The sequence below is a fragment of the uncultured Roseibium sp. genome, from assembly GCF_947494555.1.
In the GTDB taxonomy this organism is placed as follows: Bacteria; Pseudomonadota; Alphaproteobacteria; order Rhizobiales; family Stappiaceae; genus Roseibium.
In genome coordinates this window covers 330679-356888 of the sequence record NZ_CANLVF010000005.1, presented here as the reverse complement: position 1 = coordinate 356888, position 26210 = coordinate 330679, and the positions used below count along the sequence as shown (strand labels likewise).

The following is a 26210-nucleotide window of genomic DNA, read 5'->3' as shown; positions in this document are numbered from 1 at the left end:
TCGCGGGAGATTTATGCCTAACGCGCTTTCAGCTCTCGCGGACCGCTTTGCGTTCGGACAGCCAGATGCCGCCGAGCACCATTATCAGAGCAATGCCATGGTGCCATTTGAAAGGCTCGTCCAGGATGGTCACCGCCAGCACGGCCGCGAAAATCGGAACGAGATTGATGAAAATGCCGGCGCGGGGCGGGCCTATGAGTTCGACGCCCCGCATGAAAAAAATCTGTGACAGGCACGAAGGAAAGACCGCGATATATAGAACGACAAGCCATCCGTCCAAAGACGGCAATTGAGCACTGCCCGTTGAGATTTCGAACAGGAGCCCGGGTACGGATGCAATGACGGAGATCCCCGAAAGCGCCGCAAAAAACGTCAGGCCGGAGACTTTCGGGCGATTTCTGAGAGCGAGTGCATACCCTGAATAAAGCACGCAGGACAACAACATGTAGCCGTCACCCGGGTTAACGGCGAGCGACAGCAGGACGTCGAGACTGCCCTGCGCTGCAATCAGGGTCACACCGACAAGCGTGAGTAAAATGCCCAGCACCTGCAGCAAACGGACTTTCGTGCCGAAGGCGATCACGGATCCTATCAGGACGATGATCGGCATCGATCCCTGAATGATGCCGAGGTTGACCGCCGTGGTCTGGGTCGCAGCGATATAAAAGAGCGAATTGAAGCCCACAAAGCCGAATGCGGCCATCAGGATCATGCGCGGCAGGTAAGGGCGCATCAAAGCCCAGTCCGAACGGATCCTCCCCCAGAAAAGGGGGACGAGAATGGCCGCGACGATCAGCCAGCGCAAAAACACCACCATCATCGGGGAGACTTCGCCAACGGCAAGACGACCGGCGACGGTGTTGCCGCCCCAGAAGAGGGCGGTCAGCGTCAACATGACAAACGCATTGCCGTAAGTCACATCGCCAAATCGTCTAGCAATCGCAAACATGAATATCCTTGTTCGGAAAAGCGGTGCGGACTGCAACCGGTAACGGATTGCGGGAACGACGGAAAGCCAAATCTTTGGCTCCTTTGCACGAGGGTGGAGATAATGCGGTTGATTATTTCCAAATTGGAAAAGGTCATGGGCACCTGGGTGCAATTGACGATCGGACGGTTTGACCCCAAAACACAGTGTTAGGTACCAACGCGAGCCGAGTGTCTGGAGAAAAGAATGACCGCCCGTACAGAAGCCCACGGATTGCAAGTTGCAAACGTCCTCTACGAATTCGTGAACGAAAAGGCATTGCCGGGTACGGGCGTCGACCAGGACCACTTCTGGAAGAGCCTGTCTTCCCTGATCCATGATCTCGCACCGAAGAACAGAGCGTTGCTGGAAAAACGCGACGCGCTTCAGCAGAAGATCGATGAATGGCACAAGGCAAACCCCGGCACTCCGGACATGTCGTCATACAAGGCGTTTTTGAGCGAAATCGGCTACCTCGTCCCTAAGGGTGACGACTTTTCCGTTGGGACCGACCGGGTCGATCCGGAGATAGGGTCGGTTGCCGGACCGCAGCTCGTTGTGCCGGTAATGAACGCGCGTTACGCGCTGAATGCCGCCAATGCGCGTTGGGGCTCGCTTTATGATGCGCTCTACGGAACCGACGCGATGGGCTCGAAACCCCAACCAGGCGGTTTTGACGAAGCGCGCGGTGCCGAGGTAATCGCGTATGCGCGCGGCGTGCTCGATGAAGCCGCTCCGCTCGCTTCCGGCAGTTGGTCCGGGGCAACCGGTTTCAGCATTGACAGCGGCAAGCTTCTGATCGCGACAGCAGACGGTGGCACAACACTGAAAGACGCGGATCAGTTCGCCGGTTATTCCGGGGGCGCGGATGCCCCTTACAAAGTTCTGCTGGTGAAAAACGGATTGCATCTGGAAATCAATATCGACGGCCAGCATCCGATCGGAAAAACCGACAAGGCACACATTTCCGACGTCGTCGTTGAATCCGCCATGTCGACGATCATGGATTGCGAAGATTCCGTCGCGGCGGTTGACGCGGACGACAAGGTGGTCGTCTACACCAACTGGCTCGGCCTCATGAAAGGGGACCTGGAAGAAACGTTCGAAAAAGGCGGAAAAACGGTGACTCGCCAGTTACACGGCGACCGAAACTACACGGCACCGGATGGAAGTGCGTTGACGCTCCATGGCCGCTCGCTCCTGCTTGTGAGAAATGTCGGACACCTTATGACCATCGACGCTGTTCTCGACAGCGATGGCAATGAAGTTCCAGAGGGTCTGCTGGACGGCATGATGACATCGCTGATGGGCTTGCATGATGTCGGGGCAAATGGCCGAAGCACCAACAGTCGCGCCGGATCGGTCTACATCGTGAAGCCGAAAATGCACGGTCCGGAAGAAGTTGCCTTCGCTTGTGAAATCTTCGACCTCGTTGAAGATGCGCTCGGCATGGAGCGGAACACGCTCAAGATGGGCATCATGGACGAGGAGCGCCGGACGACGCTCAATCTCAAGGAGTGCATTCGCCAGGCCAAAGATCGTGTGTTCTTCATCAACACAGGCTTTCTGGACCGCACCGGTGACGAGATGCACACGTCGATGGAAGCCGGCCCGATGATCCGCAAGGGCGATATGAAAACCTCGACCTGGATCGGGGCCTATGAAAACAACAATGTCGATGTCGGCCTGGCCTGCGGCCTGCCCGGACACGCACAGATCGGCAAGGGCATGTGGGCAATGCCGGATCTGATGAATGCCATGCTGGAGCAGAAGATCGGGCATCCCCTGGCCGGTGCCAATACGGCCTGGGTACCGTCTCCGACGGCTGCGACACTCCACGCGCTGCACTACTACAAGGTGTCTGTAACCGAGCGACAGTCGGAGCTGAGATCACGTGAAGCTGCAAAACTCGACGACATCCTGTCCATTCCCGTGGCCGAACGCCCAAACTGGGCACCTGAAGACATTCAGGCGGAACTCGATAACAACGCCCAGGGGATCCTCGGCTATGTCGTGCGTTGGGTCGAGCAGGGGATCGGCTGCTCGAAAGTGCCGGACATCAACAACGTGGGTCTGATGGAAGACAGGGCGACGTTGCGGATTTCTTCGCAGCACATTGCCAATTGGCTTCATCATGGTGTCGTCACCAGGGATCAGGTTCTGGAGACGATGAAGCGCATGGCGGCCGTTGTCGACGGGCAGAACGCCCATGATCCGGTCTACCGGCCAATGGCTGCGGATTTTGACGGGTCGGTCGCATTCCAGGCTGCCTGTGAACTGGTGATCGAAGGCACCAGCCAGCCGAATGGTTACACCGAACCTGTGCTCCATCGCAGACGGATTGAATTCAAGTCCAAGGCGGCCTGATTTCCCGTGTCGCTGTGTGCGGGTGGCGTTCGCGAAGAACGATTTGGCGGCACATTCCGCCAATCGTTTCTTTGCGAGGAAGGTCCGCCCGATCAGCCCGCCAACTTGAGTGGCTTGGAGGCGTGAACCTCCTTGGCGATTTCGGAAATCAGTGCCTTGACGGCGGCGCTGTCTGCTCCCGCGCGGACGCGGGCTATGTAGACGATGTCGGGTGGTTCGGGGAATACACCTTCAATCTTGGAAATGTCGGGCGTGATGTGAAGTCCGTTTAGGAGGGCAACCCCAAGACCTGAACGGACCGCGGACTGGATCCCTGCCGAACTGGGGCATTCCAGGATGCTCTCGAACGCGTGTCCCATGGAAAGGCCCTCCGAAAAAGCCCATCGCTTGTAAAAGCAATTGTTGTCAAAGGACAGAAACGGAATGTGTTCGCCAGTGTCGAACTTGAGGTCGGGCGAACGTACCCAGTGCAGCGTATCTTCGAAGAGGGTGAGGTCACCCGGCAAAAGATCTTTCCGGAAGATTTGCATCGCGGCAACGTCAAGGTCGCCGTCTTTCAGCCATTCCTGAACACACAGGCTCTGGCTCGTTCGTGTCTGCACTTTGACGTTTGGAAAAAGCCGCATGAAACGCCCGAGGATCCGCGCGATCCCGCTGGTCGTGGTGTCTTCGGTCATGCCCAGCATGATCTTCCCCGATACCGGTTTCTTGCCGAGCGTTGCCAGTGCTTCGTCATGAAGATCGACGATGCGGCGCGCATAGTCGCACAGCTGCGTACCTGCCTCGGTGAAGAGAGGCCCGCCGGGCCGGCGGGTCAGGAGGCTGCAATCCAGGTTCTGTTCCAGACGCCGGATCTTGTGGCTTACGGCGGATTGCGACACGTTGAGATGAGAGGCCGCCCGCGTCACGCCGCCAAGCCTTGCGATCGTCAGCAAGGCGCGCAGCGCATCGATTTCCAGTCTTTCCGACATGTTTGAACTCACATGACAAAATTAGATCAAGATATGACAATCATTCATTTGATTCATAGATTAACTGCGCGCTAGAGAATTTGGAAGGACGAATTTTCTGGAGGGGATATGCATCATCTCGTCAAAGACCATGCCCTGATCAATAACACCCGCATCGCGCACGGGGTGCACGGTGAGGGCGAGCCGGTTGTACTCATTCATGGTACGCCGTCCTCATCCTATATCTGGCGCAACGTCGTGCCGCCCCTTGTCGAGGCCGGGAACAAGGTGCATGTCTATGATCTCCTGGGCTTTGGGCTGTCGGAAAGGCCATGGGACCCCGGCATCGATACGTCGGTCACTGGGCAGGTCCCGATCCTTGAGGGGTTGCTTGAGCATTGGAATTTGCGGGACTTTCACCTTGTCGCCCATGACATAGGCGGAGGCATCGCAATGCGGTTCGCAACCGGTTCTCCTGAACGCCTTTGGTCCCTGACCCTGATCGACACCGTGTCCTTCAACTCCTGGCCATCCAGGCGCACCCGGGAGCAGATGCAGGCTGGCCTTGAAACTCTCATCGCGGCTCCGGACCCCGACCACCGGCGTCATTTCCGCGAATGGCTGCTGAGCTCGGTCTTTGACAAACAGCGCTTTGAAAAGACATCGCTCGATGTTTTTCTTGATTTCATTTCAGGACCTGTCGGCCAGGTGAGCTACTTCGCACATCAGGTTGCGCACTACGACCCAAAGCACACGAACGACTTGCCCGGCCTGGTCGACGCGCTGGCCATACTGCCGGTGCAGGTGATTTGGGGGGCGGATGATGCGTGGCAGGTGGTCGATTGGGCTTACAAACTAAAGGAAGTAATTACCGGTGCCGAGCTGCATGTCCTCGAAAATTGCGGGCACTTCGCGATGGAAGACCAGCCGGAAAAGATCTCCTCCATACTCATAAACTTCTTCGAAAGGCAGACACGGATGCCGGGTTCACGCACTTCCGAAGCAACCGCACTTAAGGAAACCGAACATGAAGCTGTCTGACTACAAGGCGCTGACATTTGATGTCTACGGCACGTTGATCGACTGGGAGAGCGGCATGGTGAGCGGCCTCAAGCCGCTGACCGACAAGGTCGGCCGAAATCTGAGTCGAGACGAGATCCTCGAAGCGCATGCGTATTATGAATCAACCACGCAACGCCGGACACCGGCAAAGAAATACTCCGATCTGCTCGGCGTGGTCTATCGTCGTCTCGCTGAAGAATGGGGCGCGGAGGTGAGCTGGGAAGAGTGTGTGGCCTACGGACAGTCCGTGCGTCAATGGCCGGCCTTTGAAGACAGCCGCGAAGCGCTTTCCTATCTCAAGCAGCACTTCAAGCTTATTGTCCTGACCAACACCGACAATGTGAGCTTTTCCGGCTCCAATGCCCGGCTAGGTGTCCATTTTGACGGTGTCTACACAGCAGAAGACATTGGCAGCTACAAGCCGTCCGACCGTAACTTCGATTACATGCTTGAGACACTTGAGCGCGTCGGCATTGCGAAACACGAGATCCTGCATACGGCCGAAAGCATGTTCCACGATCATGCTCCTGCAAACCGGCATGGACTGGCGAATTGCTGGATCTACCGCCGCCACGACAAGGAGGGCTTCGGTGCGACCATGAACCCGGGCGAGATGCCGACCTACGATTTCCGGTTCGACAGTATGGCGGCTTTTGTCGATGCACATCGCCAGGAGGTCGCCAACCGTTAGGCAGGGGACCAAAGGCATAAGACGCGTGAAGACTGCCGCAGTCCACACCTGCAGATGTCAGCGATGACCGGGTTATTGGTCGGGTGCGACGTGATTTCGGCCGGTCACGTAGTTGTACCCGTCAAGGACAAGCTGAAACACGACTTCGGTTTCCGCTGTCGTGCGCGGCGTGTAAATCAGAACAAAACCCTCCCAGCCGGGCCGTTGGTCTGCCCAGGGATGGGGCGCGGCCCAACCGGCCTTCACGGCATCCCGGGCGCGGTCCGGTGGAAGCGATGCATGCAGACTGCCGTCCGGATGCAAATGAGCGAACTCCCGTCCACCTACAATCGCGTCGGGATGCGCCAAGTCGACGTTTTCCGTAAGCCAGAAACCCTTTGCGCCCGGCAGGGAGATGACTGTCGCGCGGATGTCCACCCCGGGCAGCGTGGCGACACGTGCGATCAACTGATCGGAAAGTGCCGGAACCGGTTCTGCGCCGATCTGAATATGCGGGACTGAATTCGTTGTGCGTGGTACCGCACCCTCTCGCGCCGGGAGCTGTCCGCTCCCGGCATGAGCAAGGCTGAACACGATCCCAACGATGAGCAGGGTCGCAATCGTGAGGACAGGCGCTCGTGGCAAAATGGTCATGTCTTGCAAGTCCGGTTTTGCTACTGGCTTTCCCGGAACTTGTCGTGACAGGCGCTGCAAGCGCTCCCGATTGCTCCGATATTCGCCTGCACATTCTCCAAACCGTTGCCGGCAACCTCGGCCATCGCGATTGCAGCAGTGGCAAGCGATTTGTTAAGCTCGGCGCTCTCCGGATACGTCGTCCATGCCTCGACCTTCGCACGTGTCTTGCCGGGCAGGGCGGTGCTGTCCGAACCTTGCGGCCAGGCTGCTCCATTGTTCATCGTTGCAAGAATTCTGATGTTTTCAGCCGCAGTGGCTGCTGCTTCAGCGTTGTAGTCGGCTTCGCCCTTAGCCATCGCGCCCAGCTGGCCCAGGTTCCAGGCATAAAGTGCCATGACTGATTTGCGCGCCTTGATCGCATTGTCGAATGAATCTTGGGCTATCGTCTGGGTGTTGCTGACGCTGACCGCGAAAACCAGTGAGCAGATCAATTTCAGTCCGTGTTTCATCGAACGCTCCCGTCTGTGCAATTTTCAACATCAATTGTTTCTCATGATTTAGAATTCCGGTAAATTGTGAAAAAAATCGCATGAGGTTGTGCGCTGATGCACAGAATAAGATGGGATGACCTTCAATATGTCCACGCCGTCGCGGAACATGGCTCGTTGTCTGCGGCCTCGCGCGCGCTGGGCGTGAACCATGCAACTGTGTTGCGCAGAATTGCCTTGCTGGAAGATGCGAATGACGTGAGGCTCTTTGACCGGGGCAAGGATGGATACCGGCTGCGTCCGGAGGGGCGGGCGCTTCTGGCTTCGCTCAAGCTTATGGATGACGCGTCTGCGAGAATTCGGCGAAGCCTTGCACTCACTTCGAAAGGGATCGAAGGCACATTCCGGCTGGCGACGACAGATGCGATTGCATGCCTGCTTCTTCCAGGGTTTCTGGGCGCGTTGCGGGAAGCGCATCCAAACATCAATGTCGAAATCGCAGTGTCAAACAACCCCGTCGATATGTCCATGTCCGGTGCTGAGATCCTGGTTCGGCCGGGTGCCGATTTGCCGCCGGATCTCAGCGGTGTGCAGGTCGCCTCGGTCGGGTTTCGCGTGTTCGGGGCGCGCGATTATCTGGCGAAGCATGCGGGCCTTTCTCTCCAGGAGCACAAGTGGCTGGGCGTTGCCCCCGGATTTGCGCAGTCCACGGTCGGAGAGTGGCAATTTTCAAGCGTCCGAAGCGGCTTTGAGTTTTCCGCGGACAGCTTCCTGGCGTTGGCGGGTTTGGCGTCAAAAGGCCTTGGTCTTGCAATGCTTCCGGCTTTTGTCGGCGAAAATTCGCCGCAGCTCTTACCCGTTGACGGATTACCAGAAGGCCCGCAGACCGGACTTTGGGTCGCAACGCATCGGGAATTCAGAAACCAGGCCGACATTGAAACGCTGCTGGCGTTCTTTGCCGACGCGTTTGCCGGGGAGCACAGTCAATTGACCTGACAAGCCGGGCAAGTTGCCGAGCATATGTGCGATCACCCTGAGCGGGTAGTCACTTGGTGCCGAAAATCCGGAGGCCATAATTGCGGGTTCAGCCTGAGTGATGCTGAGGCGAATAAACCTCTGATTTGCTTTCCCGTGAATTCCTCGCACTTCGAATTCCGTTGATTTTTTGTGGCTGGGTCGTCGCCTGATCCGCGTGTCCGGAGCATCGTCAGTCTGGCCTGAACCGCGGTATGCCAAGTCATTTCAGGAAGGAAAGAGAAAATCGGCGGCAAATTGTTTAAAATTTTAAAATACAAAAATCAGTTGCGTATATGAAATTTGCCGTTACTGTTTCAAAAAACCAACTGATGTGGATCGTGGGAGGGGACACGGAAGCATGAGCAAAGGCCTTTTTGTCTCGATAGCTGCCTTGGCGATGGTGTCGGCCACGCAGGTAGGTGCGCAGGACGCGGATGTTGGAGAAAAACTCTACAAGAAATCCTGCCGGTCCTGCCACGGTCCAACTGCAAAGGGCATGGCGAGTTTTCCGAAGCTTGCGGGCAACACCGAAGACTATCTGGTTGAACGCCTGAACAAATACCGGGCTGGAGAGAAAGTCGGGCCCAATACGGCGCTTATGGTGCCGCGCGCCAAAAATCTCTCAGATGACGATATCACGAATATCGTGACTTTTATTGTTTCCATATCGCCTTGAAGGTCTTGAACTTACAAGCGTTTTACTCGGGTTGACTGTGTTGACGTTGCGTTTTCACGTCGATCGCATTTTGTGAAATACGTCAGGCTCCGCGCTGCGGATATTGGGCCTGGGACTACGGTTTGACCTGAAGCCGGAGAAGCTTCGGGCTGCGAGATAACAACAAAAGATCGCTTCAAGCGGCAAACCCAGTCAATCACTTTGGGAGGAATAAATGTCAAATAGAACAAAGACATGGATGGTATCTTGCGTCGTGGGAACGGCGATGGCCGCGATGCCGGCCTTCGCTCAGAACACGACGAGCCTCAAGCACACGCTGGTTCTGGAGGATCTGGAAAATCCGTGGGACATGGCCTTTCTGGATGACGGCACGATGTTCTTTACTGAAAAGTGCAAAGGGCTGTCCGTGCTCATGCCTTCCGGGGACGTAAATGCACTCTTGGGCATGACCGGCAGTTCGGGATACGCATCAACGGAAGACGATCTGTTCTGCGAAGGCCAGGCCGGCATGATGGGTGTCGCGGTCGATCCGGATTTTGCCAACAACCGGATCATCTATGTCTATTCGACTTCCAAGAAATCGGACCCGCACACCAACAGGCTGATGCGGCTCAAGGTCGGCGACGATTTCAAGTCTGTCGGTGACCGCACGGATATCGTTGACGATGTTCCTTACAAGATGGCCGCATCTGATCACCCGTTCGGTGGACCGGGCGCGCACAATGGCGGGCGTGTCAGGTTCAATCCTGCCGACGGTTATCTCTATCTGACGACCGGTGACAATCACAACGAGGAGGTTCCGCAGAGCCCGACCTTGATGGGCAGCAAGGTGCTGCGCATGAATGCCGACGGCACCGCTGCCGCAGATAACACGCCCCCCGACGGGTTCGACAAGCGCACCTATACGTATGGCCACCGGAATGTGCAGGGGATCGCGTTCCATCCAGGAACGGGAACCCCGATCACGGCCGAGCACGGCCCCTGGCACTCGGACGAAATCACCGTCCTTGTGAATGGAGGCAATGCCGGCTGGGATCCGCGCCCGAACATGGCCGGCAGGGGAGACTGCCCGGACGGGTATTGCGGATACAGCCCGAACCAGATGGACGGGATGAACCGTTACGAGCGCGCGGCATTCATGCCTATGACCGATCTGGAAACCTATCCAGATGCCATGCCGCCGATCTGGGACAACGACGGCTGGTCGCAGGGCACTTCGTCCGCAGCCTTCCTTGAAGGAGACGCCTGGGGCAAATGGGACGGCGCCATGGTGGTCGGCATCATGGGTATCGGCTTTGGCGGCACGCCGCTTGGCCAGCGTATCGACGTGATCGAACTGTCGGAAGATGGCACCGAGGTCGTCGATGTGACGGAAATGACGTTGCCGGAGGGCATGGAACCGGGCCGCTTCCGCTCGGTGGTTCTTGGACCTGATGGCAGCCTTTATACGGCTGTCGACGAAGGCATGATCCACAAGCTGACGCCTTGATCGGCTAAGAGGTCGCCGCGCCGCTGACCCGGCGCGGCGGGCCATCAAGAGCCCCTGTGTTTAGGTTGGACTCGGGGCCGGCTTTTTGCCGGCCCCGTTGTCTTATACGGCCAGGGACGTGGCTCCGATCGCCATGTATTGTGCCACTAAGTTCGAATTCACAACGGCGGCGCCGGGCATTCCTGCACGCCGAGGCGTTGCTTTCCATCATCGGAGTTAGTGAAAACACACGGCTGGACCGGCCGTTCGAACCGCCGCGTCCAACAGTCGGGGAGGGGGACGCTGCGGCGAGTTCTACGGGGCTCAGCGCCCTGTGCCGCGAGTGCGGTCTACCTGTTGTAGACGGCGGTGATTGAAGCTTTTGCCAGGCTGTTTGCATTCACCATGTATCCGGCCAGCGCGTTGCTGACGCTGCCGTCCAGATCAAGTGCCGTGCCGAGCGCGTGGACCGTGAACTGATAACGGTGAACTTCGCCCGGAGGTGGGCAGGCACCGCCGAAACCAGCGGCTCCGTAGTCGTTGGCGAGTTCCACTGCGCTCTCAGGAAGAGCGGTTCCGGCGGGCAGTTCGGTCACATCGGCGGGAATATTGAACGCAAACCAGTGCCACCAGCCTGATCCGGTGGGTGCATCAGGGTCATAGACGGTGACCGCAAAACTCTTTGTTCCCTCCGGTGCGCCCGACCAGGCCAGATCAGGCGCGGTATTGCCGCCTTCACAGCCGAAACCCTGAAAGACCTGGGCCGCGTTCAATTGCTGACCCTCGGCGATAGTGTTGCTGGTGAGCTGGAAATCCGTTGCCACGGCGGGTGTTGCCAAGAGGCCCAATATGAGGGCGGAAGAAAAAATCGAACTGCGAAGCATTTGGCGTTCCTTTCGGTCTGTTCCTTGAATGATCGAAAGGTAGTCTTTCAAAGGTCTGCCAGCTTCCGAAGGTCGATCAAATACTGTCGGGAAACGCTCAATCTCCTGGAGTTCTGATCTCTTTTGGCGTTATTCCAAATCGTTTCCGGAAAGCGTCGGAGAAATGTGAGGGTGTCTTGAAGCCACACTCCAGCGCGATTTCTGAAACCGAAGCGGTCGAGGTCTGCAACCGGCTCAATCCATGTTCGAGCCGCGTGTTGCGCAGGATCCTGGCAAAACCCTGTCCTGCATCTTTCAACCATCGCCTCATGGTCGGTTCGCTCATGGCAAGGTGCCGTGCCACATCGCTTGCGCGCCACGGACGGCTCAAATCCGTTTCGATCAGACGGCGCACCCGGCTCAGCGGGGCTTCCTCACCCGACAGGGCGATGTGGACACCCTTGTCCTTCAGCCAGATCAGCGGTTCCAGCAAGCGATGACGCAATATGACGTCAGGCAGGGCTTCCTGGCGCAGCGTGTCCTCAATGATCGGGAGGAGATCCATCGGCCGGTGCGGTTCGGTCCGCAGAATCTGGACACCTCCGCGATCTGCCGGGACCGGTTGGTCCGCGAAGACAGCGGTGACAAGATCATCTGGAAAGGAAATCCCGACGGCGCGATAGCTGCGATCCAGAACGGGCCGGTTTTCCATGGTGACCATGGATCCGGGCGGGAAGATGAGAAGATCTCCCTCTTCTCCGACCAGGTCTTGGGTGGGGGTCACCACCCGTTTTGACCCGGTCTCGATGAAGAAGAGGAAGGCAAGTCGCAGATAGAGATCTGAAAAGGTCGCGGTCGTTGCCTGACTGATGGGGTAGAGTGCGACCTGATCCGGCAGTTTGTCGGCAGATCCTGTTTCACCGGTCTCAGGCAACTTTGGGAAGCCGCGCGAGTTGACCGCCGGACAGCAGCGCGCCGCCGCCCGGTGCGATTTCTGTGAGGTTGAGGCTCTGCAGGATTTTCCGGGTCGTTGCCACGCTTGCGGAGACCGCAGGCAGTCCGGACGCACGTTCGATCATTTCAATCGCCGGTAGCGATGGCATTTGCACGCACGCCGAAGCGACGATGGCGTCGACGCCACGTACGTCCAGCTTGCGCCAGAGTTCGGCCGGTGCCGCCGGATCCTGTGAGGCAACTTCCAGATTGTCGGGAATTTCCAGCGCCAGGAAATCCTGCACTTCGATGCCCTCGTTTTCGATATAGTCCACAACAAGCCTTGTCAGCGGTTTCATATAGGGACAGATGATCGAAACTTTCCTGAATCCCATCTCCTGCAGGCTTTCCACCAGTGCCCCGGCGGAGTTTAGCACAGGTGTCGGGCAACCGTTTTCGGCGGTTGCTCTGTTCAGTTTCTCCGACGATGCGCGGTGATACCCAAGCCCCATCGACATGATCGCGACGAGACAGGCATAGGCCTGCACCTCGACAGCGGCGTCGGAAAGTTCACTCGCGCATCTGACGCTGTCGGCATCCATGGCTTCGAGTTCTTCCTTCACGACCGCTTTCATGCGCATGCGCGAGGAGTGGAAAGTGAAACGGTCCGGCAGAATAGCTTCTCTTGCTTTCAGCAGAGCCGGTATCTCGGTCTCCATCGTGATGTTCGAACTTGGAACAATCAGTCCGACCCGGCGATAGGTTGATGCATTGGTCATGTTTAATCTCCTTTGAGGACACTCAATAGGCGGGGCCCATAACGAGGTTCGGCAGCCAGGTGGCAAGGCCGGGGAAGAGGCACAGCAACAGGATCGCGACAAGCATGCACAGGACAAAGGGCAGGGATCCGGTGAGGATCTTCTTCAGCGAAATGTCCGGTGCGATCCCGTTGATCACATAAAGATTGAGGCCGACCGGGGGCGATATCAGGCCTATTTCCATGTTGATGGTCAGGACAACCGCGAACCAGATCGGGTCGAAACCGGCGCTTACAATCACGGGCAACAGGATGGGGGCAGCCATCAGGATCACGGCGACAGGCGGCAGAAAGAACCCGGCAACAATCAGGAAAACATTGATGGCGGCCATGAGCACCCACCGGTTGACCTCAAGTTCGCTGATCCACGCGGCAATCGATTGAGTGATGAAGAGACTGGACAGCATATAGGAAAAGACCCCGGCCGCCGCGATGATGAAAAGGATCATCACACTCTCCTTGGTGCTGTCGCGCAGTACTGCCCACAGGGATTTTGGGCTGAGCAGCCTGTAGATCACCATGGCGACGATCAGGCACAACAGGGCTCCGACCGCCGCGGTCTCCGATGGTGTCGCCACACCGCCATACATGGCGTAGAGCACGCCAACGATTATGGCGATGAAGGGGAGGACGCGCGGAAGAATTTCGACCCGGTCACGCCAGGAATAGCTGATCTGGGCCGTTGACCGTCCTCCGGAACGCCAGGTCGCATAGATTGACCAGGCCATGAACAGGCCGACCAGCAGAAGTCCCGGGATCACACCAGCAAGAAACAGCCGGCCGATGGATGTTTCGGTGGCGATCCCATAGACGATCATCGTGATTGAAGGCGGGATCAGAATGCCGAGGGTGCCGCCGGCGGCGATCGAGCCGGTGGCGATTTCCTCCGGATAGCCGCGCTTGCGCATTTCCGGGATACCCATCTTGCCGATAGCCGCGCATGTTGCAGGGCTGGATCCGGACATGGCTGAAAAAAGCGCGCAGGCACCCAGATTGGAGACGACCAGACCGCCGGGCACCCGTGTCAGCCAGCGCTCAAGCGCTTCGTAGAGGTCCGCGCCTGCCCGGGTCGAGGCAATCGATGCTCCCATGATGATGAACATCGGGATTGACAGGAGCGCAAAGCTGTCGAGCTTGCCGAAGAAGATCTCCGGCATAAGCTCCAGTGACCGCAGGCCATCGAATATGACCAGGAAGATCGCGGACACAAGCATGAGGCCCATGGCAACCGAAATGCCGCTGAACAGGATGACGATGGTGGCAAGGGCAACGATCGTGCCGAGAAGGAGAGGATCCATCACAGGGCTCCTTCCGGTTTGCCCGTGAGATCGGAGAACGCTTCAAGGCAATCCGCTGCTAGTTGAAGAAACAACAAGCCGAAACCGACAGGCAGCGACAGGTAGGGAATCCAGAGCGGAACCGCGGTGACGGTGTCGGAAGTCCAGCCACGGCTGAAGGCGAGATGCCAGTACTCGAAGCCGTAGAAGGTGCAAACGCCGATGATGCCAAGCGCCGAAACAGAGGTCAGCGTCTTGAGCAGGCGCGCCGCTCTCGGGCCAAGCCACATCGGCAGGAGGTCGACATTGACATGTCCCTTGTGCTTTTGCACGAAAGGCAGGCCCAGAAGCGTGGCTGCAACAACGAGATACACCACGACTTCCGTTTGCCAGACGGTAGAACCGTTGAGGACAAAACGGATGAAGATCATTTGGCAGGTGAGGAACACTGCGCTCAGGATCATCGCCGCCGCTATCCAGCCGGATACTTCGGAAACCTGCCTGATGATTCCGGACGCACTGAGCCGTGCGGCCCTTGAGAGAACGAGAGCCATTTTCTGCTCCATAGGTGGTATGAGGGGGAAGACGGCCCGCGGCGGGCCGTCCGAAATTCGGTTATTCGACCGAAAGCGCCATATCCAAAAGCGATTGCCCGTTCGGGACGGATTCCACGAAGGACTTGTAGGCGGTCTCCTGGGCGAGCGCGCGCCAGGCATCGAAGTCGGAAGGCGTCATCTCGGCAATCTCGACGCCTGCCTCGCGGAAGACCTCGACTGATGCCGCATCCTGGATCTTGGCTTCCTTGAGGTAAAAGGCCTCCGCCTTTTCAGCAGCTGCAAGAAGCGCCTCCTGCTGAGCGCCATCCAGTCCGTCGAAGGTGGATTTGTTCATCAGGAGAGGCTGGTAGAGAAACCAGAGCGCTACATCGCCTGCCGGCGTGTAACAGCTGACCTGTTCAAAAATGCGGTAGGAGACAAAGGAAGATGATGACGTATTGGCCGCATCGAGAACGCCGGTCTGCATGGCGCTGTAGATTTCGGATGACGCCATCGATGCGATCGAAGCTCCGGCACCGACCAACATCTGTTCGAAGGACTTCCCGGCCGCACGGGTCTGCAGCCCGGAAACGTCTTCCGGTTTGGTGATGCACTTGTCCTTGCCGACAAATCCACCTGCCAGATAGCCGTTCACAAGCACCATGACATCGTCTTCCGCCATCTCGGTCTTCAGTTCCTCCATGAAGGGCGAGTCGGACAGGCGCGCCGCATGGTCGTGGTTCTTCACGAGGCCCGGCATCAGCGTGAGGTTGAACGCAGGGCGCTGACCGCCGGCATAGCTCAGCGGAAACACTGTCATGTCGAGCTGTCCCCTGCTGAGCGGCTTGTATTGCTCACGGGGTTTGAACAACGACTTGGACGGAAAGATCTTGATGGCGAGATCCACGTCAGCAGCGGCGACCTCGTCGGCAACCATCTGCGCCACGTTGTGGCGAATATCTTGCGTTGACCACTGATGTGACAGCCGAAGTTCCGTCGCCTGTGCGGCTTGTGCGGACATCATCGCAACCAGGGCGGTGGCCGTGAGCAGGGGTGATTTCATGTCAGTCTCCTCCAATTGGTACATATGAACTATATATGTATACATATAATAATTTTATAAATACATAAATGTCAACATACGTATCGACAGGCAGTGCGCCGCACGCTAAAAAGGGATGCAAATCAAAGGATTGATGCCGATGGCCCGCGTTGCAGACCAACTGATTGAAACCTTGCGGAACGACATACGCTCAGGTGTCCTGCGCCCGGGAGACCAATTGGAAGAAGCTGCTCTGGCGGAGCGGTTCGGGGTTTCGCGAACGCCTGTTCGCGAGGCTGTTCGCTCTCTGGTCGACAGCGGGCTATTGGAGACCAAGCCGCGCAAGGGTGCCCTCGTCAGAGTGCTGTCGGCGAAGGAACTCATTGACCTGTTTGAGGTCGCCGCCGAGCTGGAGGGCATGGCCTGCCGCCTAGCCGCGGAACGGCTGACTGCCGGCAAGGCTGCCGCGCTCGAGGATGCCCTGCAGTTCTGCCGCAAGGCCGCTGACGCGAATGACCAGGACGGCTATGCAAAGGCCAACCTTGCGTTTCATCAGGCCATTCACAATGCGGCGGGAAACAGCAGGCTGATTGAGCAGATCGAACAGCTTGCAGGCCATATCAACCCGTACCGCGCCATGCCGTTCCAGATGCGTGGTCGGCTGCAGAAATCGACCGAGGAGCATGCCGCTATTGCGGAGGCAATCCTTGAAAACACCGGGACGCAAGCCGACGAACTGATGCGCGATCACATGATGCTGCAGGGACAGCGGTTGCCCATGATCCTGGAAGCCATAGAGCCCAGATAGGTTGTCCATCTGACATCTCTCGCTCGAGCGAAGCGAGAGTTGCTTCAGCAAAGATTTCGATCAAAGCGGGTCGGCCGGGATTTCCTGTAGTCCCAGATGCAGCTCATTGCCGTTATAGGGATGTGCCCGCGCGACATCTTCGTTCAGCTCGTGCCCCAGGCCCGGTTCGCTTGACGGGATGACATAGCCGTCTTCCCAGCGGATCGGCGTCTTCAGGAGCTCGGCGTAGAAACCATCGAATGTGCGGATGGACTCCAGGACGAGGAAATTCGGGCTGCAGGTGGCGAGCTGGATATTGGCAAGTGCCACCAGCGGGCCGCAGTAAAGATGCGGCGCGACCTGCGCGGAATGGCACTCTGCCATGGCAGCTATCTTCTTGGCCTCAAGCAGACCGCCGACGCGGCCAAGATTCATCTGCAGGATGCTCGCTGCACCGGTTTCCAGAACGCGCGAGAACTCGTATTTCGTGCAGAGCCGCTCGCCCGTCGCAACCGGAATGGACGTGTAGCGGGCAACCTCGGCCATGTCCTCAGGTTTTTCCGGCGGGATCGGCTCTTCGAACCAGAGCGGGTCGTAGGCTTCAAGCCGGCGCGCCATACGCTTCGCACCGGACACGGTAAATTGCCCGTGGGTGCCGAAAAGGAGATCGGCTCTGTCGCCGACAGCCTCTCTAATTGTGCGGCAGAAAGCTTCGGAACGGGTCAGTTCTTCAAGGCTTGGCTGATGTCCATCATAGATCGTGTAGGCACCCGCCGGATCGAATTTTACGGCCGTAAAACCCTGCTCGACCGCCTTGATCGCCGCCTCGGCCGCCATGCCGGGGTCGTTGTAGACATTGGGCGTGTCCGGGTCGGGATAGACGTCGCCGTCAAGCGGATAGAGGTATGTGTAGGATCGCAGCCGCTCGTGCACCTTGCCGCCAAGGAGCTCGTAGGCGGGTTTGCCGGCGGCCTTGCCGATAATGTCCCAGCAGGCCATCTCCAGTCCGGAGAGAACGCCCATGACCGAGACATCGGGCCGCTGTGTGTATCCGGCGCCGTAGGTTTTGTGCCAGAGCTTTTCGATGTGGTGGGGGTCTTCGCCTTCAAACTGCCGTTGAAACACGTCTTTCGCCATCTCGGCGACCAGATGCGGTCCGAACGTGGCGTTGTAGATTTCGCCATAGCCGGTGATGCCGCACACGGTCACCAGCTTCACGAAAATGAAGTAGCGTCCGCCATGGCGCGGCGGCGGGTTTCCGACAACAAAGGTCTCGATTTGGGCGAGTTTCATGAAAGGCTTCTTAGCTCGCGTTGCTGATGGTGATCGACTTTACCTTGGTATAGGCGTCGAGTCCTTCCAAGCCCTTCTCGCGGCCGTATCCGGACTTCTTGTTGCCGCCGAAGGGAAGTTCCAGACCGCCCGCCCAGTAGTCGTTGACCGAGACCTGACCGCAATCCATGGCCGAAGCGACCCGCATGGCCCGGCCGACATCCTGGGTGTAAACGCTCGCGATGAGGCCGAATTCTGTTCCGTTGGCCAGCTGAATGGCCTCGTCTTCGCTCTCGAAATTCTGAATGGAAAGGACGGGTCCGAAGATCTCATCCTGGACAGCGGGATCGTTGGCGGCAAGGTCGGCAATGACGGTCGGCTGAAAGAACCAGCCCTTGCCTGTTTCCGTGTCCACTGTCACGTCCCCACCCGTCAGCAGATTTGCGCCACGTGATTTCGCCGCGTCGACATGGGCCTTGATACGTGCAAGGTGCAGCTCTGAATTTATGGCGCCCATGTCGGGTGCCGTCAGACCGTGTGCGGGTCTGATCGAATTGGCGCGCTCCGTGAGGATCGCAAGGACGTCGTCGCGGATCGCCTTGTGCAGGATCAACCGGGAGCCGGCGGAACAGATCTGCCCAGAATTGGAGAAGATCGCCCAGTAGGCACCGTCAGCCACTTTTTCCGGATCGGCGTCATCAAAGGCGATTAGCGGAGACTTACCGCCGAGTTCAAGGGTCAGACGCGTGACATTGGGCGCAGCCATCTGCGCAACATTGATGCCGGTTGACACGGAACCGGTGAAGGTCAGTTGCTTGATACGCGGGTCACGCGCCATCTGCGCGCCGACATCAGACCCGAGACCGGTTACGACATTCACCAGTCCTTCCGGAACACCGGCCTCACACAGGAGTTCAGCCATGATCAAGGCTGTGAAGGGTGTTGTTTCCGCCGGCTTTGCAACAACGGAACACCCTGCCGCCAGTGCCGGTGCGACGCCGCGCGCGAAGGTCGATGTGGGATAGTTCCAGGGAATGATATGCCCTGTCACCCCAACCGGTTCGCGCAAGGTGAAGGCGGTGTAGGCGGTGCCGAGATTGACGGACCTGCCGTCCAGCTTGTCGGCGGCACCGGCGTAATATTCGAAAAGCCGTGCGGAGGACTCGATGTCGCCCTCAGCTTCAGCGAGCGTTTTGCCACTGTCGACAACTTCGACGACCGAAAGCCGGTCGGCGTTTTCGCGAAAGACACGGGCAACATTGTTCAGGATCGTGCATCGCGCACCGGGCGAAACCAACCGCCAGCTCGCCGCTGCCTTCTCCGCTGTTGCAATGGCGCGGTCCATGTCACCATCGTCACCGAGGGAAAACTCGGCAAAGGCCTCGGCGCGGCCCGGGTCAAAACTCTCCATTTTTCGGTTCGATGGTGGCGTGACCCTGCCGTTTATGAAGTGGCTGTCGGGGAGGTTATCCAGCTTTCCGCTAGTAAGATAACCTTGAGCGATGTCCTGAGCTGTCATGATGTGGCGCGTTTCCGGTCTTGCAGGATGAGGTCCGCCCCCTTGAGGGCGAGCATCATCGTTGGAGCATTGGTGTTGCCTGATGTGATGTTTGGAAATGCCGAAGCGTCAACGACGCGCAGGCCCTTGATGCCGTGCACACGCAGGCGGCTGTCGGTCACGGTCGTTTCCCGGTCTTCGCCCATTCGGCAGGTTGAAACAGGATGATAGACGGTGCTGGCCCGATCACGGAAATCCGACAGAAGTTGGCTGTCGTCAAGGGCTTCAAGATGCGGAGCAACCGATGCTTCCACGACCGAGCGCATGGCATTGCTGCCCATGATTTTCTGGCAGAGCCTGCCACCGTCAACGACCGCAAGCCGGTCTTCTTCGGTTGACAGCGAGTTCGGCTGTATAGTGGGCGAAACGGTGCTGTCGGCGCTTTTGATATCAATGCGCCCGCGGCTTGTCGGACGTGTAGGTTGCGCGCAGATAATGAAGCCGTTGAACGGATCAATCGCGAATTTCGCCGACGTGCCCTTGGCTTTCATGCGATAGCTTATGGGATTGAAGTAAAGCTGCTGGTCAGGATGGTTCAAACCGGGGCGTGATCTCAGGAAGCCGCCGCACTGGTTGACCGAGAGGGCGAGGGGCCCGGTGCGCGAAAAGGCGTATTGCAAGGCGGCTGTGGCCTGGCCGGCAAGCGGGCGCAGGACGGTGTTGAGCGTGGCTTCCCTTGCGCGGAACGTATAGCTTGCCGTGAGATGATCCTGGAGATTGCCGCCGACATTGTCATTCGCAAGCAGTACCGGAACCCCTAGGCTCTGCAGCAATTGCCCGGGGCCGATACCGGACACCTGAAGCAGCTGCGGCGAACCGACCGCACCTGCAGACAGAATGATCTCATTTGCAGCGGTAATTGTTTCGCCGTTCGAGAGTTCAACGCCGGCAGCCGAGAACCCGTCAAAGAGAATACGCTTGACGTGTACCTCCGTACGCACCGAGAGATTTGTGCGCGTCATCGCAGGACGCAGGAAGGCACGCGCGGATGAACAGCGTTCTCCCCGCCGTGTGTTGATGTGGTAAACGGCGCCACCCTCCGGGCGGTCACCATTGATGTCATCTGTCTGCGGAAGGCCCGCCTCGTCGAGCGCTGCAAAAAAATGCCTGTTCAGGCCGTGAACCTGCTCGGATGTGTTTTGAACGTGGATCGGACCCTCGCCGTGCTCCTTGCCCGCAGGAGATACTTTGGTTTCCAGCCGTTCGAAGACCGGCTTGGCGTCCCGCCAGCTCCAGCCTTCAGCGCCTGAGGTTTCCCAGTCGTCATAATCCGCCGCCAGACCCCGGCAGTAGACCATGGCATTGATGGACCCAGAACCGCCGAGAAGACGGCCGCGTGGCCACAAAATGCTGCGCCCGTTGAGCCCGTCATCTGGTTCGGTGGTGAACTGCCAGGTGTGCCTCGCACTAGAGATCAGTTTGCCATACCCAAGGGGCAGGCGAACCCAGGGCGACGTGTCGGCACTGCCCGCCTCAAGCAACAACACCCTGGTCTCATGATCCGCGCTCAAACGCTCCGCCAGAATGCAGCCTGCGGATCCGGCGCCCACGATGATGTAGTCAACGTTTTCCATTCGGCATACTGCCTGCGACAAGATCTTCACCGCCAAGTTTCAACGAGTTCGCTGGAACTTTGAAGTGAAAAAAAATTTGGCAATGCATCGAAAAATTTTGCAGGATAGATCTGTCAACAAACAGAAAAATCTCCGATCTCACAAAAGCTGATTGACCTGATGACATACAGTCTTCCTCCCTTGCCCTGGCTCCGGTCCTTCGAAGCTGCCGCGCGGCTTGGCAATTTTACGCGCGCAGCAGAGGAGCTTTTCATCACGCCGGCTGCCGTCAGTTACCAGGTGCGACAGCTGGAGCAGAAGCTCGGGTTTCCGCTTTTCGACCGCGTTCACAGGGAGCTTGTACTCACCCGCCTCGGCCAAACCTATTTGCCGAGTGTCGAGAAGGCCTTCTCGGATCTATCCATTGCGACTGTCTCGGTTTTTGGCGAACGGGACAGGCAGCCGGTACGCTTCCGGTGCCTGAACAGTTTCAGTCACCTTTGGATGATACCGAGGTTGAAATCCTTCCAGCAGGCGCATCCGGGCATCGACTTGCAGATGATCTCCGCTTCCTGGGTGGAGAAATTGCATCCGGACCTCTTCGACATAGACATAAGGTTCGGCGACGGCACGTGGACCGACGGGCGGGTTGCGTTTCTCCTGAACGATCCGATCATCCCCGTGTGCCACCCCGACTTAACATTTGACGAAGGGGAGAACGACCTTGCGGCGCTGGCGAAAGCACCCCGTCTCGATATCATGGGCGTGATCGACACATGGGAAAGCTTTTTTCGTACATTTGGCCATGCCGTTCCACAACGGACCGGCCTTCAGGTGGATCAGACGCTTTCCGCACTTGAGCTTGCCGCTCTCGGCCATGGCCATGCGTTGGTCCTGCAAACCCTGGCACAGCCTTATCTTGAAACCGGTCGTCTGGTGCGTCCTTCAAACAGAAAAATCAAGAGCCGCCACAGTTACTACCTCGTGACGACTGGGCCGCTTGAAGCGCTGGGAGCCGATGCCGGCATCTTTTGCGACTGGTTGATCCGTGAACTGGGTCAGTCGGCAGGCTGAGAATGTGTTCTTTGTCTGCGCCGTTGTTTGTCAGTCTACCGAAAAGGTGAATTCAAACAGCCTTTCGATCGGATCGAGGGGTTTCGGATCGTTGTAGCGATTGAGATCAAGAAGACCGGCCTGGATTGCATTTTGGGCGTTAAGCGATGATTGGATCAGGTCGAAGGTTTGCCAGAACCTCGCATCTGTCCTGCGCACTCCATAACGTTCGACAACGTTCAGGAAGTCTTTCTGGCTCCGGATTGCGCGCACGTCCTGAACGAAGTCGGGAACATCCTTCGCGTTTACCCGGAAAACGAAGTTCGGGTAACTGCTGAACTGGCCGGGCACAATCGTCAACTCGTCCTTGTCGGGTTCCCGGCGCAGGTCCTCATTGAAGATGAAGGCGACATTGCTGTGCGCCATATCGTGGGCGAGCGTGAAAACTTCGTGCGATCCGCCGTCTTCGGCCACCAGAACGGAGATGTCCGGTAAGAATTTCGCGAAAGGGGCGGGCTGTCCACTGAGGACACGAAGCTGACCCGCGACACTTGTTGCACTGGCGCATTGATCGCCTGTGCACCTGTTGATCGGATCACTGAGCGGCCAAAGCTTCGGCGGTATTCTGAGTTGTTCCTGGAGAAATTCCGCCTTCGGATTGTCTGTTCGAAAGTCGATGTCAGTGGGTGTTGCAACGTCGATCGGGCTTTCTTTCCACAAATCAATGAGATTGGCCAGCGGACCGCGATACCAGCTGTCATGCAATGCATCACGCACGTCGGCAGGCAGGAAATACAAGAACATGCGTTCCCCTTCGCGGCGAAGGTTGTCCATGTACATTCTTGTCGTAAGCTGGTGCTCGACATTGCCGAAGACATCAAAACCGGCAACCAGGTCGTAGTATATTCGCTCAAAAAGTGGAAAGTCGATCACCCAGGCGGTCTTGGGGACCGTACCTTTGTAGCCGGTGACAACCGACGCTGAGGAGAAATTTCGATAGATCGTAAGCCGCGCATCCTTGTTGTTTCCGTCACCATCCCAAATGTCGGAATATCCAAGTCCTCCCTTTTTCAATGCTCTTTCCGCATAGCGTTTCTGCCGGAATGCCTGATACTTGATCGGACTGACCAGAAGAAAACTCTTCAGCCGTTCCGTGATCTTGTCATCGGAAACGGCGACAGGAAGTTCCAGGATCGGGATGGCTTCCTGCAGGAAGCTCGGATCGGTGACGGATAGGTCCGTGCCAGGATCGAGAAACGAGACCCAGAAGCGGTCTTGAATCACATTCACTGCAACCTGGCCGTAACAGACGGGACCGCGAATAAATGTGCGCACGAAATAGAGCGCATCGTCCAGAAGGAACTGATACCGGCTACCCGCCGGGATCGCCCGGAATGTCGATAACGGGTTTCCACCCGCTTGCCTGGAATAGGGCGGAAGCACACTAAGCGACCAGTCGTCACTCAGGAACAGACCCTGGTAGCGTTTGAGACGCTCGCTGCCGATTGGGTAGACAATGTGTTCCTTGTGCAGGATGGTGCCGTCGAGCGGAAGGAGCCGATAGAAAAACGGCCCGCCCGGATCATCGAACGGTCGTCTGGAAGGGATTTCATCCGCAGGTTCGCCGGGTCCTGTCCGTGAGCGGATGAGACGAAAAAAAAGTCTCGTGCCGCCGCCCTCAAGATGCAAATGCGCCAGGAAGAGATGCTCGTAAATGTACCGGGCAACCAGACTCGATTTTGGGTCTGCGGCGTTGAAGAAAGCTTCAATCTTGGCGATTTCCGCTAACGCGCTTTCTGGAAGCGGTGTGGTTTCAGTCGGGGATGGAGCGCCGTCTGCGGCCCACACAAGGAGATTGAGATAGTCTGCGTAGGGCAGCGGTGCTGTCGCGAATGGCATTCCGCCATAGGGATGATCGGAAAGATAGTCGGTGACTTCAGTCGGGGAGGGACAACTGTTGCGCCGCAGAGGGCTGAGGTTGATGTCGTCCGGCAGCGCAGCTCCTAATGTGAATTTCTGATTGCGTCCCGCCTCGAGCAATGCCTTGAACACGGACGAAGAACCATTTTCACCTGTAACCGGGAAAAACCCCTTTTGGCGCCATTCGGGCACTGTTTTGGCGTCGATCCCGAGGCGGGTCATCGGTGCGTCTTCAAGACGGGAAGAATCATACACCCTGGCTTTGGTGGCTCCACGAAGCCATCCGTCCGGTGATGAAAGCTTTAGCTGGCAGGGAGCATCGTAACAGCCATGGCAGACAACGCAGCGTTTGTTCAGCGTGTCCTGTACGGATGACAGGCTCGGACTTGGCCTATCGCTTGCCGAGGAATTCTGGATACCGGCAATAAGGCAGAACAGCAGAAAAATCGCAAACGGGAGTATTCTCTCCAACATGAGAATTCCAGAAAATCGAGTAACACTGTCCCATTGCATGATTTCGGCTATTCCTCGCTTTCGTCCATCCTTGGCCGCGTCTGCCGGGTCGGGTCATCCGGACCTTTGTAGGCAAACAAATAGCTCCATCCGGCATAGAGCGTGACAGCTCCGATGAAAATCGCCCAGCCCGGATTGCCGAGTGCGTATTCCATTATTGTCCAGCCGCCGCAAAATACGACAAGCGCGACACGCCGCCACAAAGGGTCGAGCCAGGGGTGTTCCGTGGGACCTAACACAGTTTTGCCTTCCTTTTGGGTCATCTGAATTTGAACATGTCACGGGTCACGCGCAGGCTGTCAAGGGTGCCAGTTAACGCAGGGTGAGTTGCAAGGGCTTGCAAAATCAAGCAAAAACTTCCTCGCTGAGAGTTGACTTCACCTTGAATCAAGCGCTTGAACGATGGATGGTGACGCTATAGGTCACAGCGCGTGTAAACAAAGGAGCCGGCGAGCCGCGATGCTGACAGCGCTAGATCTCCTGACGGCGAACGATACGCCGGGCCTTCACGCCCCATCATACTATGCGGCAACCGCGAACTGGACCACATCGCAACCTCCATTGGAGGGCCGGCGCGCCTGCCAGGTCTGTATTGTCGGAGGCGGGTATACGGGCCTTTCGGCTGCACTTCATCTTGCGGAACGCGGACTTGACGTGATCCTTCTCGAAGCCAACAGGGTTGGCTGGGGCGCGTCGGGACGCAATGGCGGTCAGGTTGGCTCGGGCCAGCGGGTTGAGCAAACCGTGCTGGAGGAACGGCACGGCGTGGCGCACGCAAAGCTCCTCTGGGATTTGGCCGAACAGTCCAAGGATCTGGTCAAGGACCTCGTATCGCGGCACGCTATCGCGTGTGATTTCGCGCCCGGGATCCTTCACGCCGATCATCGCAAGGCCTATGTTGACGAAAGCCGGGACTATGTCGAGCACCTGCACCTCAACTACGGCTATGAAGACATTCGTTTCGTCGGCCCGGATGAAATAAAGGACCATGTCGGCAGTCCCCGTTATTTTGGCGGTTCGCTCGATATGGGGGCCGGTCATCTTCATCCGCTCAATTTTGCGCTTGGTCTCGGACGGGCGGCCGAGGCAGCCGGGGCAAAGATCTTTGAAGAAACGACCGTCTCCTCCATGCGCGGCAAGGGCAGCGGCAAGATTACCGTTGCAACCGGTCAAGGCGAGGTCTCAGCGGATCATTTGATCCTGGCCTGTAACGGGTATCTCGGGCGGCTCGATCGAGAAACCGCTGCGCATGTCATGCCGATCAACAATTACATTGTCGCCACGGAGCCTTTCTCCGAAAGCGAGGCAAAGGGACTTATCGCCAACAACGCTGCGGTCGCTGACAGCAAGTTCGTGATCAACTATTTTCGTCTCTCAGCGGATCGCCGGCTCTTGTTCGGTGGCGGCGAGAACTACGGATATCGCTTTCCACAAGACATAAAGTCGTTCGTGCAAGCGCCGATGCTGGAGATATTTCCCCAGTTGAAAGATGCCCGCATAGACTATGGCTGGGGCGGGACACTGGCGATTACACCGAAACGGATGCCCTTTTTCAAAAGGCTGGCGCCCAACACGCTGACCGCGGCGGGCTACTCGGGGCACGGGGTCGCCATGGCGACCCTCGGCGGACAGATCCTGGCGGAAGCCGTTGTAGGAACCGCTGGCCGTTTCGATGTCTTCGAGAAGCTGAACATTCCCGCCTTTCCCGGCGGTGACCGGCTGCGGTTTCCGCTACTTGTTCTGGCAATGACCTGGTTTTCACTGCGCGACAGGCTTGGGATCTGA

The 26210-nt window shown here is 57.7% G+C and carries 24 protein-coding genes; 9 read left to right on the top strand and 15 right to left on the bottom strand.

The features are described from left to right. Positions 1-28: 28 nt before the first annotated feature. Positions 29-949: a DMT family transporter gene (locus Q0915_RS24055; protein WP_299480031.1), complete on the bottom strand. Its 921-nt coding sequence runs from the start codon at positions 947-949 to the stop codon at positions 29-31. A 225-nt stretch (positions 950-1174) separates the two neighbouring features. On the opposite strand from Q0915_RS24055, the gene Q0915_RS24050 reads away from it, so the two are divergent. Beyond that, on the top strand, positions 1175-3334 hold the full coding sequence (locus Q0915_RS24050; protein WP_299480028.1) for a malate synthase G: 2160 nt from the start codon (positions 1175-1177) through the stop codon (positions 3332-3334). Positions 3335-3426: 92 nt separating this feature from the next. On the opposite strand, the gene Q0915_RS24045 is transcribed toward Q0915_RS24050, so the two are convergent. Beyond that, a complete protein-coding gene (locus Q0915_RS24045; protein ID WP_299480025.1) occupies positions 3427-4305 on the bottom strand; it encodes a LysR family transcriptional regulator in 879 nt (292 codons plus the stop codon). Between the two features lie 108 nt (positions 4306-4413). On the opposite strand from Q0915_RS24045, the gene Q0915_RS24040 reads away from it, so the two are divergent. Beyond that, the gene (locus tag Q0915_RS24040; protein WP_299480022.1) at positions 4414-5325 is read left to right on the top strand and encodes an alpha/beta hydrolase; all 912 of its coding nucleotides are present in this window, start codon (positions 4414-4416) and stop codon (positions 5323-5325) included. Continuing rightward, positions 5312-6037 carry a haloacid dehalogenase type II gene (locus Q0915_RS24035; protein ID WP_299480019.1) on the top strand — a complete coding sequence of 242 codons (726 nt, stop codon included), beginning with the start codon at positions 5312-5314 and terminating at the stop codon, positions 6035-6037. Before Q0915_RS24040 ends, Q0915_RS24035 begins: the two co-directional genes overlap by 14 nt. A gap of 72 nt (positions 6038-6109) precedes the next feature. Here the strand turns inward: Q0915_RS24035 and Q0915_RS24030 are convergent, their stop codons facing one another. After that, positions 6110-6670, bottom strand: coding sequence for a luciferase family protein (locus Q0915_RS24030; RefSeq protein ID WP_299480016.1), 561 nt, complete (start codon positions 6668-6670; stop codon positions 6110-6112). A gap of 20 nt (positions 6671-6690) precedes the next feature. Next, positions 6691-7161, bottom strand: a complete 471-nt coding sequence (locus Q0915_RS24025) for a cytochrome c (protein WP_299480013.1) — start codon at positions 7159-7161, stop codon at positions 6691-6693. Positions 7162-7257: 96 nt separating this feature from the next. On the opposite strand from Q0915_RS24025, the gene Q0915_RS24020 reads away from it, so the two are divergent. The 3 genes from Q0915_RS24020 (at position 7258) to Q0915_RS24010 (ending at position 10322) form a co-directional block, all read left to right on the top strand. Then, positions 7258-8136: a LysR family transcriptional regulator gene (locus tag Q0915_RS24020; RefSeq protein WP_299480010.1), complete on the top strand. Its 879-nt coding sequence runs from the start codon at positions 7258-7260 to the stop codon at positions 8134-8136. Positions 8137-8515: 379 nt separating this feature from the next. Beyond that, on the top strand, positions 8516-8833 hold the full coding sequence (locus tag Q0915_RS24015) for a c-type cytochrome (RefSeq protein ID WP_299480007.1): 318 nt from the start codon (positions 8516-8518) through the stop codon (positions 8831-8833). Positions 8834-9047: 214 nt separating this feature from the next. Further along, a complete protein-coding gene (locus tag Q0915_RS24010) occupies positions 9048-10322 on the top strand; it encodes a PQQ-dependent sugar dehydrogenase (RefSeq protein ID WP_299480004.1) in 1275 nt (424 codons plus the stop codon). 329 nt (positions 10323-10651) lie between these two features. On the opposite strand, the gene Q0915_RS24005 is transcribed toward Q0915_RS24010, so the two are convergent. The 6 genes from Q0915_RS24005 to dctP all read right to left on the bottom strand — a co-directional run bounded on the left by Q0915_RS24005 (position 10652) and on the right by dctP (position 15790). Further along, a complete protein-coding gene (locus Q0915_RS24005; protein ID WP_299480001.1) occupies positions 10652-11185 on the bottom strand; it encodes a YbhB/YbcL family Raf kinase inhibitor-like protein in 534 nt (177 codons plus the stop codon). A gap of 97 nt (positions 11186-11282) precedes the next feature. Further along, positions 11283-12098: an AraC family transcriptional regulator gene (locus Q0915_RS24000; protein WP_299479998.1), complete on the bottom strand. Its 816-nt coding sequence runs from the start codon at positions 12096-12098 to the stop codon at positions 11283-11285. Then, complete coding sequence (locus tag Q0915_RS23995; RefSeq protein WP_299479995.1) at positions 12091-12876, bottom strand: Asp/Glu racemase; 786 nt, start codon at positions 12874-12876, stop codon at positions 12091-12093. Before Q0915_RS23995 ends, Q0915_RS24000 begins: the two co-directional genes overlap by 8 nt. A gap of 22 nt (positions 12877-12898) precedes the next feature. Further along, positions 12899-14212: a TRAP transporter large permease gene (locus tag Q0915_RS23990; protein WP_299479992.1), complete on the bottom strand. Its 1314-nt coding sequence runs from the start codon at positions 14210-14212 to the stop codon at positions 12899-12901. After that, positions 14212-14745 (bottom strand): TRAP transporter small permease, encoded by a 534-nt coding sequence (locus Q0915_RS23985; protein WP_299479989.1) that lies wholly within the window; start codon positions 14743-14745, stop codon positions 14212-14214. The genes Q0915_RS23990 and Q0915_RS23985 overlap by 1 nt, the downstream gene beginning before the upstream one ends. A 61-nt stretch (positions 14746-14806) precedes the next feature. Then, the gene (dctP, locus tag Q0915_RS23980; protein WP_299479987.1) at positions 14807-15790 is read right to left on the bottom strand and encodes a TRAP transporter substrate-binding protein DctP; all 984 of its coding nucleotides are present in this window, start codon (positions 15788-15790) and stop codon (positions 14807-14809) included. A gap of 139 nt (positions 15791-15929) precedes the next feature. Between dctP and Q0915_RS23975 the strand changes: the two genes are divergently transcribed. Next, the gene (locus Q0915_RS23975; protein ID WP_299479983.1) at positions 15930-16577 is read left to right on the top strand and encodes a GntR family transcriptional regulator; all 648 of its coding nucleotides are present in this window, start codon (positions 15930-15932) and stop codon (positions 16575-16577) included. Between the two features lie 60 nt (positions 16578-16637). Here the strand turns inward: Q0915_RS23975 and Q0915_RS23970 are convergent, their stop codons facing one another. The 3 genes from Q0915_RS23970 to Q0915_RS23960 are packed head-to-tail and all read right to left on the bottom strand — an operon-like array spanning position 16638 to position 20960. Beyond that, positions 16638-17849, bottom strand: coding sequence for a mandelate racemase/muconate lactonizing enzyme family protein (locus tag Q0915_RS23970; RefSeq protein WP_299479981.1), 1212 nt, complete (start codon positions 17847-17849; stop codon positions 16638-16640). A gap of 10 nt (positions 17850-17859) precedes the next feature. After that, positions 17860-19347, bottom strand: a complete 1488-nt coding sequence (locus Q0915_RS23965; RefSeq protein ID WP_299479979.1) for an aldehyde dehydrogenase family protein — start codon at positions 19345-19347, stop codon at positions 17860-17862. Continuing rightward, a complete protein-coding gene (locus Q0915_RS23960) occupies positions 19344-20960 on the bottom strand; it encodes a GMC family oxidoreductase N-terminal domain-containing protein (protein ID WP_299479977.1) in 1617 nt (538 codons plus the stop codon). Before Q0915_RS23960 ends, Q0915_RS23965 begins: the two co-directional genes overlap by 4 nt. Before the next feature lie 159 nt (positions 20961-21119). On the opposite strand from Q0915_RS23960, the gene Q0915_RS23955 reads away from it, so the two are divergent. Beyond that, positions 21120-22013: a LysR family transcriptional regulator gene (locus Q0915_RS23955; RefSeq protein WP_299479975.1), complete on the top strand. Its 894-nt coding sequence runs from the start codon at positions 21120-21122 to the stop codon at positions 22011-22013. Positions 22014-22043: 30 nt separating this feature from the next. Here the strand turns inward: Q0915_RS23955 and Q0915_RS23950 are convergent, their stop codons facing one another. Next, entirely contained in the window at positions 22044-24386 is a 2343-nt protein-coding gene (locus Q0915_RS23950) for a fatty acid cis/trans isomerase (protein ID WP_299479972.1), read from the bottom strand. A gap of 47 nt (positions 24387-24433) precedes the next feature. Beyond that, positions 24434-24664 carry a hypothetical protein gene (locus Q0915_RS23945; protein WP_299479969.1) on the bottom strand — a complete coding sequence of 77 codons (231 nt, stop codon included), beginning with the start codon at positions 24662-24664 and terminating at the stop codon, positions 24434-24436. A gap of 220 nt (positions 24665-24884) precedes the next feature. Between Q0915_RS23945 and Q0915_RS23940 the strand changes: the two genes are divergently transcribed. Next, positions 24885-26210, top strand: a complete 1326-nt coding sequence (locus Q0915_RS23940) for an FAD-binding oxidoreductase (protein WP_299479967.1) — start codon at positions 24885-24887, stop codon at positions 26208-26210.